Origin of the sequence: Marinobacter sp. SBS5, assembly GCF_048285575.1 — a bacterium.
Classification (GTDB): domain Bacteria; phylum Pseudomonadota; class Gammaproteobacteria; order Pseudomonadales; family Oleiphilaceae; genus Marinobacter.
In genome coordinates this window covers 487348-504518 of the sequence record NZ_JBLWAZ010000003.1, presented here as the reverse complement: position 1 = coordinate 504518, position 17171 = coordinate 487348, and the positions used below count along the sequence as shown (strand labels likewise).

Genomic DNA, 17171 nt, shown 5'->3' with positions numbered 1-17171 from the left:
CAATCTGGTTGGGATGCCGGTACACCGTATGCTGCCACCTTTTTTCCGAAAACAAGTCACCTGCATGGGCGTTGGGCTGTTGGCGTTCTGCTGTTCCTCGGTGGTGATGGCGAGCCAGGTTAAGGTGGAGGTGGAAGGCGATCACGATGCCTTGGAGGACAATGCTCGCATTTTTGTGGGCGAAGTAGAGGGCCGCACCGCTGACGGTTTGCGGCGTTATGCACCCACAGCAGTAGGGCAGGTGAAGGAAGCTGTTCGTGCGTTGGGCTATTACAGTCCGAAGGTCACCTGGAAGGTAAATGAAGTTGATGACGGCGCTGCCGAGCTGGAGTTAACGGTGATTCCCGGGGAGCCCGTTCGAGTTCGACAGCGTAATGTGAATATTGATGGCCCCGGGAAAGATGATCAGGAATTCGTGAGTCAGTTGCCCGAGCAGCCGAAGGTCGGCGATGTGCTCAATCATGGTCAATACGATAGTCTTCGCCAAAGCATACAGAACAGAGCCGGTCGGCTCGGATACTTTGATGGGGAGTTTGAGGCTCGTGAGTTAAAGGTTGACCCAGTTGAGAAAGCGGCTGACATCAACTTGAGTTTTCGTTCGGGAGACCGCTATCGCTTGGGGCCGGTTACCTTTCTGGAAGGGCATGGGTTTGATCAGGATCTGCTGGATCGCTTTGTGACGTTTGAGCCCGGCGACCCTTTTCACGCAGGAAAGGTCGCCAAGCTCAGCAGCGATCTTTCTAACAGTGGCTACTTTTCCGGGGTTGATGTCGATTCTTCGCCTAACAGCGCGGAGGATAGGGTCATACCGGTGACCATCGGCCTTACCCCTAGAGACCGTCGTTCTTTGGCCCTCGGTGTCGGTTTTTCCACCGATGTGGGGCCGCGTTTCCGAGGTAATTGGCGGGAGCACTATACCAATCCCATGGGGCATCGCCGTGGTTTCGACACGGAAGTTTCAGAGCTGCGCCAGAGTATCTCAGGCTGGTACGAACTGCCTCTCGACCCTCCAATGACAGACTCGATTCGGCTCAGCACTGGTTATCAGCGAGAGCAGATTGAGGACGTGGACTCCGAGCGTTTGACGGTGGGGCAGCAGTGGCGCCACCAGTTAGATAATGGCTGGATGCAGGTGTTGGGGATTCGCTGGGAAGGGGAACGGTACACCATTGGCAAGGAAGTTGAGGACACCTCAAGCCTGATGTTACCGAGCATCGGTTACTCCAAACTCCACTCTGACTCTCCCTTGGATCCGTCTCAAGGTTACCGCCTGCAAGTTGACGTGACCGGTGCGCACCGTGCGGTTGTGTCAGATGCCGATATTCTGCATGTTAATTTTTTGGCCCGCGGGCTCTATACCTTGGCCGACAATCACCGTTTTTTGGCCCGCTTTAATTTTGGTGGCGTTGCTACTAACAGGTTTTCAGATGTGCCACCGTCTTTACGGTTTTTTGCGGGTGGTGATCAAACCGTTCGCGGTTATGCCTACGAAACTTTATCCCCTAAAGGGGAGACGGGCGTCGCGGTTGGTGGCCGCTATCTGGTGGTAGGCAGTGCTGAATATCAGTATGAATTTACACAGAATTGGCGGGTGGCTGCATTTATTGATGAAGGCAACGCTGTGAACGATATATTTGATCCTTTGGCTACCGGCGTTGGTGTTGGTATTCGATGGGTAAGCCCGGTCGGGCCGTTAAGGCTCGACTTTGCCGAAGGTCTGAATGAATCTTTGGGCGGCGGCTGGCGAGTCCATTTTTCTATGGGGCCGGAGCTGTGACTGAGCATGCTGTGAACCCTGATCATCAAGATCCGCCAGAAGCGGCCAAAGTACCCCTGCGCCGGCGCTGGTGGTTTTGGGTGTTGATTGTTTTTGCGGTCATTCTGCTGTTGCCTATCGTGCTCATCGGCTTGGTTCTGGCCGCATTGAACACGGACAAGGGTACTGCGTGGACGTTGGAGAAGATTCCGGGCCTACAGACCGAGGCGGGTAAAGGTTCGTTACTGGGCCAGTGGCAGGCTGATCATCTGGAATGGCAAGGCTACGGTGTCGGCGTTTTGGTTCGGAAACCGGAGGTGGATTGGTCGCCAACTTGTCTGTTCGAACTGACGGTTTGCCTCGACACACTAAAGGCCGCCAGTATCGATGTCACGGTTCAGCCCTCTGAGAGTGAAGAAGCTAAGGGCGGCGACATCAACCTGCCAACGATCAATTTGCCGCTGGCTTTGAATGTGAGCGATGTTGATCTTGGAACTTTGACCGTTAATGGCAGCACAATCTGGGATCGTGTCGAGCTAAAGACGAGCGCTTCCGGTTCCAGCCTTCAAATTGACCATGCCTCCTATGTACTGGGCGACATTCGATTAAGTGCTAATGGTTGGGCGGAAATGCGCAGGGATTGGCCTGTCGATCTCAATCTAATGGCTGAGCTACCTCCGCCCTCGGGTGATTCCTGGCTCATCGAGTTGAATCTTGCCGGCAGTGTGAGGGAGTTGAGGCTTGCAGGGCGGAGTGATGGCTACCTTGACGCCAATGTGAAGGGCTTCGTGGAGCCGTTGGATACCAGGCTACCAGCACGGCTCACTGTTGAATCGCCGGCATTTTTGGCGCACGACAGTTTGCCTCCAACGCTTCGGTTAAAACAATGGGTTCTGGCCCTGAATGGCTCATTGGCCAACGGCTTTGTAACAAAGTCCCGGGCTGTATTGCCTGGAACGACCGGGGATATCCGGCTTGCTCTGGACGGGCGGGTTACCACCGAAGCTGCATCAGACCTGAATCTTTCTCTTTCCGGCCCAGCATCTAACAATCGTAAGGAGCCGGGCACCTTTGATGCGTCAGGTTATGTCTCTTGGATCGATGGCCTCAAAGCTAACGCTGATATTAATCTTGATGTTTTTCCCTGGTACGGCTTGCTGCCCGATATGCAGGCTCTGCCCGTCCTACTGGAAAAGCTTCAGGCGCAGGCAAGTTATCAAGGTGGCAAATACGAGGCTGACTTGGACGCGCGGGTTAGCGGGCCCCAGGGTGCTGCGGAGCTAGCGGCGAGTATGAATGGCGATTTGGAGTCCCTGTCCATTAGCCGGCTAGACATGACAACCGGCGCGGGCTCTCTGACCGGGCAAGCAAAGTTAGGGTTTTCTGGCCCCCTGTCGTGGCAGGCCGCATTGGTGCTGGACAAGTTTAATCCGGGGTATTGGTTGCCCGTCTTGGAGTCCAGTTTGAATGGGCAGGTTAATAGTCAGGGGCAGCTCCAGAGCAGCGGGTTGCCTCAGATGTCGGCCGACTGGGATTTGGCGGGTAAATGGCAACAGCAGCCTGCCAAAGCAAAAGGCAATTTAGTCGGCGATGGTGCCGACTGGAAGCTGACGGATCTTCTGGTTGCTGTCGGCGAAAACCGGGTAACTGGATATGGTCATTATGGGGCGGGTATAGGCGCTGATCTGGCGGTGTTGCTGCCTCAGCCAGAACTTTTTGTGCCCGGGCTTAGTGGGGCTTTGACTGCAAACTTGACGGCTGCAGGTACCGTGCAGAACCCGAAAGCGAAGCTCAGTCTTGAGGCGCAGAAGATAGCCTGGCAAGAGCTGCTGCAAATCAAAAGCCTGGGGGTGAAGGCTGACTTAGCGACCGGTGGCGCATTGGACGCCACTCTGGTGGCCAAACACATCTCGGCATCCGGCCAGACATTGGACGAGGTGACGTTTTCTGCCAAGGGAACACAGAGTAATCACTCCCTTTCTTTGGTGGCGAGCCATCCCGAAGTATCGTTGTTGCTGGATTTTGTCGGCAGTATGGGTGATGAGTTCGCCAGCTGGAACGGGGCTCTAACCCGCGGCGAAATTGATGTTCCTGGCCCCGGTCAGCTCTGGGTGTTGGATCAGCGTGCAGAGCTTGCATACAGCGCCGAGGGGCGGCTGAATTTGGGAACTCACTGTTGGCGTTGGGAGGACAGTTCGGTTTGCGCGGATGACCAGCGGCTTTGGCCAGACCCCCGCATTTCGTATCAAATAATCCGGTTCCCCACGCTTGCTTTGGAGCCGTTGTTCCCGGAAACCTTCCGTTGGACTGCGTTGTTGGATGCCAATATCGAAGTGTCCATGACAGATGCAGGTCCGGATGGTCGGATCAGTATTGATGCGGGTGGGGGCGCTTTTGAATTTCTGGTGCTTGATGACTGGGAAAAGCTCAGCCATCAAACGCTTACCTTGGAAGCACTGCTAAAGCCTGACCTTGCGGATCTTACGGTTGCGCTGAAAGGCCCGGAGTTAGGATCGTTTACGACTCATATGGCGATTGATCCGTTAGCGGACGAACGCACAGTTGACGGGACGTTTAAACTCAATGACCTGGATCTCGCATTTGTTTCTGCATTCTCAGGCCTTGAAGAGGTTGCAGGCCAGGTTAACGGCGAAGGGCAGCTGGCCGGGCCGCTGCTAAAACCTCGAGTCACCGGAGAGCTCTCGCTTTCCAAAGGGCGCATTTACGACCCTAAACTACCGATGCCCATGGACGACGTGGTGCTGGTACTTGAGTTTTTGGGGTATTCCGCAGACATCAGCGGCCACTGGCAGAGTAATGACCGTAGTAAAGGGCAGCTATCGGGGCGCATAGATTGGCAGCAAGAGCCGGAGCTGACGCTGAACATAAGCGGCAACCGGCTACCCATGAGCTTCGAGCCATACGCCTCAGTAGAAGTAGACCCTGATCTGAATATTCGTTTCCGGAGTGGTGAACTATCGGTATCGGGCCGTGTTGATGTGCCCAGAGGTCGTATTGAAGTGAAGGCGCTGCCCAAATCAGCCGTGTCGGTGTCAGCAGATGAAGTGATTGTCGGTGTTGAGCGCGAAGAGCCGGCGATTCGAACCATGCTGATGGACATTGTGGTGGTGGTCGGCGAAGACGAGGTGACGCTCGATGCTTTTGGTCTGACAGGGAATCTCGAGGGAACACTGAGAATCGGAAATAACATGGATACCCGGGGCGCATTGCGTTTGATGAATGGCCGTTACGAAGCCTATGGCCAGGATTTGGATCTTCGCAGGGCACGAGTGGTGTTTGTGGGCGCGCTGACAGAACCCTATCTGGACATCGAAGCGGTTCGAGAAGTGGATACGGTTGTGGCTGGGATCAGGCTGAGCGGACCCATAAGTGCCCCGGAAACGGAAGTGTTCTCTGAACCATCCATGCCTCAGAGCGATGCGCTCTCCTACGTAATACTTGGCAGGCCACCACGTGGAGGTAGCGACGATGGTCAGATGAGCGCTGCTGCCATTTCACTGGGCCTCACGCAAACCAGTGAGTTCACTCAGGGCATTGGTAACGAGCTGGGCATTAAAAATCTGCTTCTTGAAGCGGAAGGCTCGGGTGATCAGGCCTCCGTCGTTGCCAGCGGCTACATCACTGACGAGCTGAGCATTCGTTATGGTGTGGGCATCTTCGAACCCATCACCACAGTGGCTTTGCGGTACGATCTGGGTCGGTACTTCTATTTGGAAGCGGCCAGCGGATTGGCCGCTTCACTGGATATTTTCTACACGCGGGATTTCTAACGGGCTTTAGTCCAGCTCGAAGGTGGCGTTGACGTTCGCGCGGATTTCCTGGGGGCCAACGCTGGATACCGTGCCCTCGGCTGACCGCTCTGAAGACATCATCATTGGAACAGGGCGGTGACCACTGTTAACGTTGATGGTCACAACGTCACCACAGCTTTTGTCGAGTTGTTTTGCGACAAAGGCGCATTGGGCTTTGGCGTCTTCGATGGCGAGACCAAGTGCTTTCTGTTGCAGCTTCTGCTCATTGGAGTGAAAGAACTGGTTTCCGCCAAGTTGATACTGAAGCCCCAGCTTCTGGGCTTCTTCCAGCAGTGGGTTCAGCAGTTCAAGGTCGCTGATCGTGAAGCTCACGGTCTGGCTAGCGACCGCCATTTGCTCCGGCTTTTGCCCCCTCTCCTGAATAGGCAAGTTGCGGGTGTACAGGTTTACTTCCGCATCGGAGTAATCCTCAAGCTGGTTTTGGATATTGCGAATGCCTTTTCGCCACTGCACCATCTTCTCCCCAACTTGCTGTGAGGCTTTTTCGGGCCGACTATGTTCAGCGCTGGCGGTGAAGCGCAGACGAGCACTGTCGGGGATGTAGGTGACAATGCCTTCTCCACTCAGGCTCACTTCACCGGCGGATGCCGTCACTGGAGTGAGGGTGCAGGCGAACAATGCTGCTGCCAAGGCAATATTAGGTTTCTTCAGTGACATGAAAGGTCTCCTTCGTCAGTCCATTGGGCGCTCTCGTTTTCGAGGCGCTGAAGTTTTCGTTCACAGGCCGCGTCAACAAAGCGGCTAAAAATACGTCGGTGGCCGGGGTGATAAAGCAGGTATTCGGGGTGCCATTGAACGCCCATTAACCATTGCTTTCCCGTGCTCTCAACAGCCTGAACAAACAGATCGTTGTCTACGGCGGTCACTCTCAGCCCACGGCCAAGGCGTTTGATGGCCTGGCTGTGAATTCGGTTGGCGCCGATCTTCAAGCTGGGCATTAAGGCTGCAAGCCGACTACCGAGCACCAGTCTCACGGTTTGTAGTGGCAACAACAAAGGGCGGTGCCGTGTCTTCACTCGAAGGGGGGTTACGTTCTGGCACAGAGAGCCGCCGTGAAAAATATTGATGAATTGAGCACCCCGGCAAATACCGAGTACTGGAATGCCGATAGCCTCAGCTTGTTCTAATAAATGGTAATCGGTGTCATCCCTTTTCGTGTTGTATTTGGCGGTCACTTGCGGTTGTTGACCGTAACGCTCGGGGTGCACATGGGTGCCACCTGAGAGCACGAGCCCATCCAGCAAGGCTACGTTAATACGCGAGCCGGGGCGTATGTAGTGAGTGCGGGCTCCTGACAGCCTCAGGCCAAGGCTGATTAGCCTCTGCGCAAGGCTGCGTCGTGCAGGCCCACTAATGCCGATAGTCAGCCCCGGAATTTCCATTTCGGTTTCTCTATCAGACATAACCGCGTTCTTGGAGCCATTGATGAGTGGTTTCGGTCCAGGAATGGGTCAGATTGTGGAAGCTGAGTTCTTGAGAGTCTCGGAACTTTTTACGAAGGGCCGCCAAGTCGTTTGCGTTATTCGCTAATTGCTCCAACACCACCCAGTCGTTCCAAACACTGGAAAAATGCCAGTTTGGGTTGTCGATATCGCAGTCCGGTAACCGATAATGCAACGTTGGACGGCTCTTGATACGGGGGTCTCGAACATATTCTGCCAGTAAGTCCGCATCGAGATGGGCGAATAATGGGAGCAAGTCTAATGCTCGGTTACGGGTTGGGTTGCTGTCAAGATAGTCTCTCATCAAACCTTTTAGGTCCGGTGCGTAGTCATCCCGCATGAGCTTCTCGGTGTATTTGTTGCTCCAAGGCTCGATATACGTGGTGAATTTACGACTGATATCGATTTGATGTCGGGATTTGAGCCATTCATACAGTGCTGCGAATGCCTGCAAGTAGCGAACGATCGTGCCCGGCTCCAAATCCGGCAGTTCAGGGTTGAGCTGCAGGCCGAAGGCAAAATAGATCGCTTCCCGGCTACCCAACGCGCCCAAGTCGCGCAGTTCGTCCACCAGTGTTTCCATGATAGGCAGTTTGGACATTGGTAGAGGTGGACCAACGATTTCCAGAGGTACTATTTTCTCGGCGGCAAAATCGATGGCATCCATAGCGTGGGAGGCGAGCTCCCGAATGGAGGTTGGCAGGCCTTCATCGGCAAAGTTGAGGTCTTTGATTGGGTCTGAATCCAGCTCGATCGTATAATCTCCATCCTCTGTTTTGAGGCTGGTTACATAACGGGACTGGAGCTCGGGGTCGCCACCAAGCAACCGACTGGCATGCTCTATAAGTGCATCATAACTAAGCCCGGATAGCTCGATTTCTACACCAACCTTTCGTTCGCTTCCATCTGCAGTGTGGCTGTTAACGGGCATATTGCTGAGTTTTGAAGAGCTCATAGTATGTCGGAGTTCCTTTGAAGACTTTATGCATAACCATAACACAGGGGTATGTCGTTTCCCGTTACTGTCCATAAATGTTCGAACGCAGACTTTACACTGGATAAAACACTGTATATAGTCAAATCACTGTATAAACAACCAGTCATCATTATCTGGAGTGTCCCAACATGAAACTAACCGCCAGGCAGTCCCAAGTACTGGATATTATCCGGCGTTATCTTGATGAGACTGGCTATCCGCCAACCCGCGCCGAAATTGCGGCTGAACTGGGTTTTCGTTCGGCAAATGCTGCTGAGGAGCATTTGAGAGCTCTGGCGCGAAAGGGTGCGATAGAAATGGTGCCAGGGGCGAGTCGCGGAATACGTCTGCCAGAAGCCGAGCCTGATCTGGGTTTGCCGGTTATCGGTCAAGTGGCTGCCGGTAGCCCGATTCTGGCGCAGGAGCATGTCGAAGATCATTGTGCGCTCCAACCAAGCTTCTTTTCACCGAAAGCGGATTATTTGCTGCGTGTGCGAGGAATGAGTATGAAAGATATCGGCATCATGGATGGCGACTTGCTGGCGGTGCACCGGACTCAAGACGTTCAAAACGGTCAGATTGTTATCGCCCGTGTGGGCGATGAGGTCACCGTTAAACGGTTCCGTAAGGAAGGCAATAAAGTTTGGCTGATTGCCGAGAATGAAGAATTTAGCCCCATCGAAGTCGATCTGGCTGAGCAGGAACTCTTTATCGAAGGGTTGGGTGTTGGTGTCATTCGGCGCTCAGAGTTGCACTGATAGCTTGAAAGTCGACACGTGAATAACGCAGGTAGGTGAGTGATGGAACAGTTGAGCTTCAATCATAATATGGCGTTTCAACCCGCGGCAGTGGTCTCGGCGCATGCAGCTTCATCGCGTTACCGTCGACCTGAGCCTCGCCGCTCGGCATCGGGGCAGGCTGATTTTCGGGGTAACGTTACCGAGATCATATTGCCGGAAGGCCAGGTTGAGAACTTTCAGCTACTGTTGCCAATGTTGACCCAACTGAACCAGGAAAAACGTTGGTTGGCCTGGATAGATCCACCTCATTCATTGGTAGGGAAGTGGCAAAATATGCATGGCATCGTTACTGGTGAAATTCTGGTACTGCGCTCAACACCTGAAATTCCGGCCCAACAGCTGGCTGAGTTGGCGTTGGGTGCTGGCACCTGCCATGCGGTTGTGTTGTGGACCAACAAGCTGGCGCGCTCTGCCTTTGAATCGCTTCAAAAGGCATCCGCGAAGGGGAACAGTCACGGAGTTGTGCTGCGCCAGAGGTGAGTGTCGATTAGTGCAGTGTGTAGTGAGGTTGGGCGTCGCCAAGTTCGCCCTCCTCGTCTCCCCAGTCAACTTCTTCAGAAATCGTTCCAGTAGCCTCGATGCCTGCCGCTATCATGGCTTTTGCGATGCTCATGTCCCGGTCGGCCATCATTTCCTTCGCTTCGGGGGAGAAAGATATGCGGACCAGTGGTGCTGCATCGTCATCAACGCGACGTAAGGCGTAGTCGCCGTTAGGCAGTTCAACGATCTCAAAAAACGATGGTGACATTCTTTAGGCCTTTGCTTGGTGCAATTTGTTCGTGGGTTGTACTCAGTGGTTCTGGGCTGTGATTACCACTCGTTGTGTCTATCTTCTACGGCTCGGGCAAAATCCGTCATGGCTGTCAGGGTTTCTCTTAAACTCTTGGCTGAGCGATCTGCTACATCCTCTGTTGAAATAGCAATGATGTTGTCCGCGGATACCGTCTTTTTCGGCGCCGGCGGCTGCTTCAGTGCTTTTTCAAGTTGTGCAAGATGATTCCACCAGCTGGATGGTGTGTATTGCAGCGTTTCCAAATCCTCGAGATCTTGGGTCTCATAGGGGATTCTGGTTTTGAGCTCATCGAGTGATAGTGGTTCTGCATCTTTCTGCTGATGGTGCTGCGCAATCATGACCACCAAAGCGCTTCGCGCCCGAAGCATAAGCTCGATAATGCCTTGGGTTATAGCCTCTTTCAGGATTGCGCTTTGGGGGTTAACTTGAGCTTGCTCAATGGGTTGCTCCAGCTGTGAGAGTAATATCTTGGCCAGATACAGTTTTTGGGAAGTCATTGAATACCATTGAGACGCCATAGTTGCCCTGCGCAGGATTAAACCGATTCAACAAAATTAGCCGCTCAGTGTATCATTTTTAATCAGGCTTTTCCTCCTGATCTGTTTGGTACTTAGACACAAGAAGCTACAAAGAATCCCTTGAAACAAGCGTTTGAATTTGGCAAAAAGGGCCACTTGGAGCAATTCATGGATGCTCATAAGATCATTGTTGGAGATTAAGGGATGCGAAGCCGATTGTTAGCAGCGGTCACTGTTGCTGCGTTGAGTGTGTCTGGTTCCGCGTGGGCCAAGGTGGCTCTAGAGGAAGCGAAACGGTTAAAGAGCGAATTGACACCGGTTGGCGCGGTGAGGGCCGCCAACAACGCCGGTACTATTCCTGCTTGGCAGGGTGGTTTGGTAACACCTCCAGCGAATTGGAAAAAGGGAACGGTTGAAGAGAATCCCTTTCCTGACGATGAGCCGCTGTTCGTTGTAACCCGGGAAAATCTGGATCTGTACCGAGACAAGCTCACGGACGGGCATGTTCAAATGCTTGAGCAGTATGGCCCCAACTTTTTTATGCCGGTCTATAAAACTCGGCGCACGGCTGCATTTCCCGAAGAGGTTTACCAAAAATCTTACGAGAATGCCTTGAATGCCGAGTTACTGGATAATGGTAACGGGGTTCGCGATACCATTATGACCAGTCCTTTCCCGATTCCGAAAAACGGGTTGGAAGTGATCTGGAATCATATCCTTAGGTATCGGGGAGAAGAGGTCTCATTCCGAAGTGGCTCAGCAACGCCCCAGCGAGATGGTTCATTCAACCCGGTGGTTAATCAGTACGATTATTACTTTGCGTATAGCCGGCCGGGGGCAGATCTTGCCGACATCGATAACAAAATTTTCTTCCTTAAAACAGATACCTTAGCGCCCAGCACTCTGGCCGGTACCATCACCCTCGTGCATGAGACTCTGGATCAGGTGCGTTCACCTCGCTTGGCGTGGCGCTATGATTCCGGTTCCCGCCGCCTGCGTCGTTCGCCAAACCTGGCATATGAAACGGATCTGCCGAACTCTTCGTCGTTGCGGTCAGTGGATCAAAAAGATATGTACAACGGTGCCCCGAATCAGTATGACTGGGAGCTGAAGGGCAAGCGTGAACTGCTGGTGCCGTACAACGCCTACAAACTTCACGATGGCGATGTTCGCCCGGATGACGTGATTCGCGCTAACCACATTAACCAGGAGCTGGCCCGTTATGAGCTGCATCGGGTTTGGGTGGTAGAAGCGAAACGCCGGACGGGTATCCAGCACATTTACGCTCGCCGAGTGTTTTACATCGATGAGGACAGTTGGCAGATCCTGGCATCAGAGGAATACAACGACAAAGGCGAGCTATGGCGTGTTTCCGAAGCGCACAACATCAGCTATTACAGTCAACCCGTGTTCTGGACTACTATGGAAATGACGTACGATCTCAAGGCTCAGCGTTATTACATTGATGGTCTGGATGACGGCTACCCGGCTTACGATTTTGCACCAGGGTATCGTCGAAACGAATTTACAGCTTCTGCTGCCCGCCGGGCGGCCCGCCGGTAAATGACTACCCCAAGCCGCTACCCAGCCGGGCAGCGGCTGCATTGCTGGTTTCGCCAGATCGCGCTCGCATCAACTCTATAGGTGACCTAGTGGTGGCTAATCCAGATGTTCTCCTGGCAGATCTCGATTCATTACACGAACAGCTTGAAGCGGCACTCAATGCTGAAGATTGGGATGCACTCATAGTTCTCAATCAACAGGTTAAACCCGTTGTTGATCCTTTAATGGATGCAATGGAGCGAGGGGCGGTGTCACCTACGCAGGTCAAGCAGCGTTTGGAGGCTCTCAACCGGTTTGTTGAAGCTGCGGGGCAGGGCGCTGCGAAAGCTCGGGATGAAGCTCGAGAATCGCTGCAAGGTGTTAATCAAAACCGCAATGCAGCGGCGACATACGCCAACGTTTCCACCAACCGTTCTAAGTAATTTCTGGTTTTGTTTAGGTAAGAACCGGCAGAAGTGTCATAAAATTGACTCCGGGCCGAAGACAGTCTTAAATACGGCTCAAATCCTTCGACAGAGATCTTCGTGAATGCCTCAAAATAACAAAGTGCTGGTGCTCAGCGACGACGAAGCCAGACGACGTGATCTAATCACCATTCTGGAGTTTGTCGGTGAAGAGCAGATTGTTGCCGGTGACGAGGCTATGGCGCTTTTGCAGAGTGGCGAGGCGGACCAGATAGACAATGCATCCGTTGCGGTGGTTCATGGTGAAGATAGAAGTGCCAAGACCGTGATCGCTTCCGTTTGTGAAGCAACACGGGGGCTGCCTATTCTTCTCGTGGGTGAGCTCGATGCGACACAGTTGCCGGAAGAACATGCTTCGCGGTTGATTGCGCACATGGAATGGCCGCTGAACTACACCAAGTTCGTCGATTCGTTGTATCGCGCGCAGATATACCGTGATCAGTTTAGTCGTACTTTGGATCGCGGCATGCAACGGGGTGTTCAGCTGTTCCGCAGTTTGGTGGGGACCAGTCGGCGCGTGCAACAGGTTCGCCAGTTGATGGAGCAGGTGGCGGATAAAGACGTTAGCGTTTTAATCACGGGTGAATCAGGGACAGGTAAAGAGGTCGTCGCTCGCAACTTGCACTATCACTCCTCGCGCCGGGACAAGCCGTTCGTGCCGGTCAACTGTGGCGCGATTCCCGCAGAGCTGTTGGAGAGTGAGCTATTCGGCCATGAAAAGGGTGCCTTTACGGGAGCGATTACGGCTCGCGTCGGCCGCTTCGAGCTTGCCGAAGGTGGAACCCTGTTTCTGGATGAGATCGGCGACATGCCGCTCAATATGCAGGTCAAAATTTTGCGAGTGCTGCAGGAGCGCACCTTCGAGCGGGTAGGCAGTAACCGGACTCAGTCAGCTGATGTCCGCATTATTGCCGCTACCCACAAGAATCTCGAGGACATGATTGAGGCAGGGGAGTTTCGCGAAGATCTTTATTATCGCCTGAACGTATTCCCCATCGAAATGCCGGCTCTGAGAGAGCGCGTTGAAGACCTTCCGTTGTTGATCAACGAGCTGATCTCCAGAATGGAAAAGGAGAAGCGAGGCTCTCTCAGAATGAACTCGGCGGCGATCATGAGCTTGTGTCGGCACGACTGGCCAGGCAACGTCAGGGAGCTGGCGAACCTGGTTGAACGGCTTGCGATAATGCACCCTTACGGCGTGATCGGCGTGCAAGAGTTGCCGAAGAAGTTTCGCTACGTGGACGATTACGACGAGAATCGCCCGGTAGAGGATACCGGCATGCCGTCCGCCATCCCGGGTTTGGTGGGGCTCGACTCTCCGGCATTGCTTCCGGTGAACGGTATTGATCTTAAGGATTACCTGTCCAGCTTGGAGCGGCAGCTTATTCAGCAGGCCTTGGATGAAGCCTCCGGTGTGGTGGCAAGAGCGGCCGAGAAGCTTCGCATTCGCCGGACAACGTTGGTCGAAAAAGTACGTAAGTATGGCCTCCGGGACGACGCCGCAGAGTCCTGATTCCCTTCTTGGAATGGTGTCAAAGGATTGGATCCTTTGGCATCGCTCCGCTCAATAAGCGACGAAAAATCGTCACATCTTCTTTTTTAATAGCCTTTCTATTTGAAATATAAGAAAAAAATTAACCTGGCACAGTCCTGGCATAACTGACTCTAAATGAATCATCCGGGTGTTCTGGCCGATAGGCCGGTCTCAGGGGGAAGTTATGAGTCAGGTACAGTTTGTTGTCGAATCAGTTCAGTCCGAAACAGCTCCTAATGCTGCCGCGGATGTGAATGATAAGGTCACGTCGTTGTTTCCCAAGCAGGGCGACGAGGCGGTAGGTTCGGCTCTGGATCTGTTTAACCAAATGTCTCGCCAGATCACCGATTCCTATAGAACGCTTGAGTCTCGAGTGAACCAGCTGTCCGGTGAGCTCTCTCAGGAGTCTCGGCAGCGTCAACAAGAACTGGAAGAGAAAGAGCAGCTGGCGGACCGTCTATCTACCCTTCTGAAAGCCCTGCCTGCCGGTGTGGTGGTGTTGGACGAGCGCGGCGTGGTTAGCCAGTGCAATCCGGCGGCGCTCGCTCTTTTGGGCGAGCCATTGGATGGTGAGCGTTGGGTTGATGTGATCAGGCGGTGCTTTTCGCCTCGTAGTGACGATGGTCATGAGGTGTCATTGAAAGATGGTCGTCGGGTCAGTATTGAAATACGGACCATGGATAACCAGCCGGGTCAGCTGATTCTGCTCACGGATCTCACCGAAACCCGCCAGCTTCAGTCGCAGTTGGCACACGCTCAACGTTTGTCTGCCATGGGCAAAATGGTTGCTTCGCTGGCACACCAGATTCGAACACCACTGTCCGCTGCCATTCTGTACGGCGGCCACCTTGGGCAGCCTGATATTGATGAAGAGTTGCGCCAACGCTGCGCCTCTCGCCTCATGTCGCGCCTCAATCATCTCGAGCACCAGGTCAGGGACATGCTGATCTTCGCGAGAGGAGAAACCCGTCTGGCGGAAGAGCTTCCCGTCGATACATTGAGTGGCGCGCTAGAGGCGGCCGTTGATGGCTTAAAACTCGACGCGGGTATCTCGGTGTCGGTGACTAAGAGTATTGGTGAACCGTGCAGTTTGATGTGCAACCGTGATGCCTTGGTAGGTGCCTGCACGAATTTGGTTAATAACAGTCTGGAGGCGGGCGCGACGGACGTATCGTTGCATCTTGTAACCTCGGCGGAGGGTTTGGAAATTCGAGTGCAGGATAACGGGCCGGGCTTCGAGCCTGAGCTGGCGCACAAAATGATGGAAGCTTTTTACACCACCAAATCCCACGGTACGGGGTTGGGCTTGGCAGTGGTTCAGGCAGTGGTTAAGGCCCACCGTGGTGAGTTTTCGATCCAATCTGCGGGTCAGGGTGGGGCAGTTGCAATTGTTCGGCTACCAACGTTGGCCGGTCGGGCTTAAAGAATAGGTGGAGGCATCAATCATGGCAAAGGCTCATATTCTCATTGTGGAAGATGACCGGGATCTTAGAGAAGCGCTGGTAACCACGCTTGAGCTGGCCCGATATCGGGTTTGTGAGGCGGCTAATGCTGATGAGGCGCTCGCCAGTTTGGCACGCACGCCGGTTGATATGGTGATCAGCGACGTCAACATGCCGGGGCTGTCCGGCCACGAGTTGTTGGCTGAAGTGCAGCGCTTGTACCCAGGGTTGCCGATGATGCTGATTACGGCGTACGGTCAGATAAGTCATGCGGTTTCCGCCATGCAGTCTGGTGCAATCGATTACCTTGTGAAGCCGTTCGAGCCGCAGGTGTTGGTTGAGGCCGTCAGTAAGGTTGTAGGCGGAGCGCGCCAAGCGTCCGGTGACCAACCGATTGCGGAAGATCCAGTCAGTAAGCGCATGTTCCAGCTCGCCACCAAGGTGGCAGCCAGTGATTCCACCGTGATGATTTCGGGTGAAAGTGGCACCGGTAAAGAGGTGCTGGCGCGCTTTATTCACGAGCAATCCCCCCGCGCAGACAAGCCGTTTGTTGCTATTAACTGCGCGGCCATTCCAGAGAATATGCTGGAAGCCATCCTGTTCGGTCATGAAAAAGGTGCCTTCACTGGCGCTGTTGCGACTTCACCGGGCAAATTTGAGCAGGCGAACGGTGGCACTATACTGCTGGACGAAATTTCGGAAATGGAGCTCGGCTTGCAGTCCAAATTGCTGCGAGTCTTGCAGGAGCGGGAAGTAGAACGTGTTGGTGGGCGCAAGACCATTCCTTTAGATGTGCGGGTGCTGGCTACCACCAATCGCGATCTTGGTGACTATGTTCGCGAGGGTAAGTTCCGCGAAGACTTGTACTATCGTTTGACGGTGTTTCCTATGCGTTGGCAGCCATTGCGTGAACGGCCGCTAGACATCATGCCGTTGGCGAAATCGATCCTGAAGAAGCATTGCCGGAAGATGAAGCTTACCGGTATTAGCTTTGCCGATGATGCCCGCCAGGCACTGACCAGCTATAGCTGGCCGGGCAACGTGCGTGAATTGGATAATGCGCTCCAGCGTGCACTGGTTCTGCATCAAGGTAATGTGATTCACGCCGGCGACTTATGTTTGGAGATGGGTATTACCGGGGCTGCCGAGTTCTCGCAGCCGGTTGCAAACCAAGATGGACCGGTCCCCTCCGTTGAGTGTTCAGCGCAAAATGATGTGACACCGGAGGCCTTAGGTCAGGCCGGCGATACGCAAGGCTCTTTGGGTGGCGATCTGCGTCAGCAAGAGTTTCGTATGATTATCCAGGCCTTGAAAAATGAGGGCGGCCGCCGAAACCGTGCGGCCGAGCAATTAGGTATTAGTCCACGCACCCTGCGCTACAAGCTGGCCCAGATGCGTGATGCCGGTATTGATCTTGAGGCTGAGCTGGCCTTGGCCTGAGGCGCTTTTCTTTTCTTCGTGTTAACTCCTTCGGGCACCCTTTCTGGGTGCCGCTTTTTTGTCTGATGTAAGTTGTAAGCGGCGCTAGCAGTCAAAATCCCGTCAAAAGTTTGTCCTTGGCTGTTCCTTATTTGTTTATATTGTTGAAATTAAAGAGAAAGCATGTTTTGGCCTGCTGTTTGCTTTGTCTTGGCTATAGAGTGAATAACTGATGCCCCAACGGGGTGGCCGGGAGAGTAAAATGGTTCAACGTGCCGACATCAACAATGTTCTGTCCGAGATTCGGAATCTGCGATCGCAAATGATGCAGAATCAGCGTATCGATCAGGATCAGTCCGTGCGTGGCCGTGTGGATGGCCCACGATCGGTTCAGGAAACCAAAGAAGTGCCCAGTTTCAACGATATGCTGGGTAAAGCGGTTAACGGCGTGAACGAAGTGCAGAGTCAGGCCAATGAGCTGCGCACGGCCTATGAAATGGGCGACCCCAATGTCGATATTACCCGGGTGATGATTGCCGCCCAGAAATCGACTGTGTCTTTTGAGGCTCTGACCCAGGTGCGAAACCGGGTCGTCCGAGCGTACGAAGACATCATGAATATGCCGATCTGA

Annotated in this window: 15 protein-coding genes; 10 read left to right on the top strand and 5 right to left on the bottom strand. The window is 53.7% G+C overall.

Features of this window, described 5'->3' with window-relative positions; translation table 11 throughout:
• Window positions 1-64: 64 nt before the first annotated feature.
• Window positions 65-1777 carry an autotransporter assembly complex protein TamA gene (locus ACNQ6O_RS09430; RefSeq protein WP_418053372.1) on the top strand — a complete coding sequence of 571 codons (1713 nt, stop codon included), beginning with the start codon at window positions 65-67 and terminating at the stop codon, window positions 1775-1777.
• Complete coding sequence (locus ACNQ6O_RS09425; RefSeq protein ID WP_418052972.1) at window positions 1774-5547, top strand: translocation/assembly module TamB domain-containing protein; 3774 nt, start codon at window positions 1774-1776, stop codon at window positions 5545-5547. Before ACNQ6O_RS09430 ends, ACNQ6O_RS09425 begins: the two co-directional genes overlap by 4 nt.
• Window positions 5548-5553: 6 nt before the next feature.
• On the opposite strand, the gene ACNQ6O_RS09420 is transcribed toward ACNQ6O_RS09425, so the two are convergent.
• From ACNQ6O_RS09420 to ACNQ6O_RS09410, 3 genes are read right to left on the bottom strand one after another with little or no spacing between them, the layout of a single operon-like run.
• Entirely contained in the window at window positions 5554-6246 is a 693-nt protein-coding gene (locus ACNQ6O_RS09420) for an SIMPL domain-containing protein (RefSeq protein WP_418052971.1), read from the bottom strand.
• Window positions 6237-6992, bottom strand: a complete 756-nt coding sequence (locus tag ACNQ6O_RS09415) for a gamma-glutamyl-gamma-aminobutyrate hydrolase family protein (RefSeq protein WP_418052970.1) — start codon at window positions 6990-6992, stop codon at window positions 6237-6239. Before ACNQ6O_RS09415 ends, ACNQ6O_RS09420 begins: the two co-directional genes overlap by 10 nt.
• Window positions 6985-7986: an amidoligase family protein gene (locus tag ACNQ6O_RS09410; RefSeq protein ID WP_418052969.1), complete on the bottom strand. Its 1002-nt coding sequence runs from the start codon at window positions 7984-7986 to the stop codon at window positions 6985-6987. Before ACNQ6O_RS09410 ends, ACNQ6O_RS09415 begins: the two co-directional genes overlap by 8 nt.
• A 170-nt stretch (window positions 7987-8156) precedes the next feature.
• On the opposite strand from ACNQ6O_RS09410, the gene lexA reads away from it, so the two are divergent.
• Both lexA and ACNQ6O_RS09400 read left to right on the top strand, forming a co-directional pair.
• The gene (gene lexA / locus ACNQ6O_RS09405; protein ID WP_418052968.1) at window positions 8157-8765 is read left to right on the top strand and encodes a transcriptional repressor LexA; all 609 of its coding nucleotides are present in this window, start codon (window positions 8157-8159) and stop codon (window positions 8763-8765) included.
• Window positions 8766-8807: 42 nt separating this feature from the next.
• Entirely contained in the window at window positions 8808-9287 is a 480-nt protein-coding gene (locus ACNQ6O_RS09400; protein ID WP_418052967.1) for a cell division inhibitor SulA, read from the top strand.
• A gap of 7 nt (window positions 9288-9294) precedes the next feature.
• Here ACNQ6O_RS09400 and ACNQ6O_RS09395 read toward each other — a convergent pair whose 3' ends face one another.
• Both ACNQ6O_RS09395 and ACNQ6O_RS09390 read right to left on the bottom strand, forming a co-directional pair.
• A complete protein-coding gene (locus ACNQ6O_RS09395; RefSeq protein ID WP_418052966.1) occupies window positions 9295-9555 on the bottom strand; it encodes a hypothetical protein in 261 nt (86 codons plus the stop codon).
• Window positions 9556-9617: 62 nt separating this feature from the next.
• Window positions 9618-10097 carry a DUF6586 family protein gene (locus ACNQ6O_RS09390; protein WP_418052965.1) on the bottom strand — a complete coding sequence of 160 codons (480 nt, stop codon included), beginning with the start codon at window positions 10095-10097 and terminating at the stop codon, window positions 9618-9620.
• A 225-nt stretch (window positions 10098-10322) separates the two neighbouring features.
• Between ACNQ6O_RS09390 and ACNQ6O_RS09385 the strand changes: the two genes are divergently transcribed.
• From ACNQ6O_RS09385 to fliE, 6 genes are all read left to right on the top strand, one after another.
• Window positions 10323-11681: a DUF1329 domain-containing protein gene (locus ACNQ6O_RS09385; RefSeq protein ID WP_418052964.1), complete on the top strand. Its 1359-nt coding sequence runs from the start codon at window positions 10323-10325 to the stop codon at window positions 11679-11681.
• 92 nt (window positions 11682-11773) lie between these two features.
• The gene (locus ACNQ6O_RS09380; RefSeq protein ID WP_418052963.1) at window positions 11774-12103 is read left to right on the top strand and encodes an SOS cell division inhibitor; all 330 of its coding nucleotides are present in this window, start codon (window positions 11774-11776) and stop codon (window positions 12101-12103) included.
• 106 nt (window positions 12104-12209) lie between these two features.
• Window positions 12210-13658 (top strand): sigma-54 dependent transcriptional regulator, encoded by a 1449-nt coding sequence (locus ACNQ6O_RS09375; protein WP_418052962.1) that lies wholly within the window; start codon window positions 12210-12212, stop codon window positions 13656-13658.
• Window positions 13659-13863: 205 nt separating this feature from the next.
• Window positions 13864-15102 carry a sensor histidine kinase gene (locus tag ACNQ6O_RS09370; protein WP_418052961.1) on the top strand — a complete coding sequence of 413 codons (1239 nt, stop codon included), beginning with the start codon at window positions 13864-13866 and terminating at the stop codon, window positions 15100-15102.
• Between the two features lie 22 nt (window positions 15103-15124).
• Window positions 15125-16561 (top strand): sigma-54-dependent transcriptional regulator, encoded by a 1437-nt coding sequence (locus ACNQ6O_RS09365; RefSeq protein WP_418052960.1) that lies wholly within the window; start codon window positions 15125-15127, stop codon window positions 16559-16561.
• A gap of 241 nt (window positions 16562-16802) precedes the next feature.
• On the top strand, window positions 16803-17171 hold the full coding sequence (gene fliE, locus ACNQ6O_RS09360; RefSeq protein ID WP_418052959.1) for a flagellar hook-basal body complex protein FliE: 369 nt from the start codon (window positions 16803-16805) through the stop codon (window positions 17169-17171).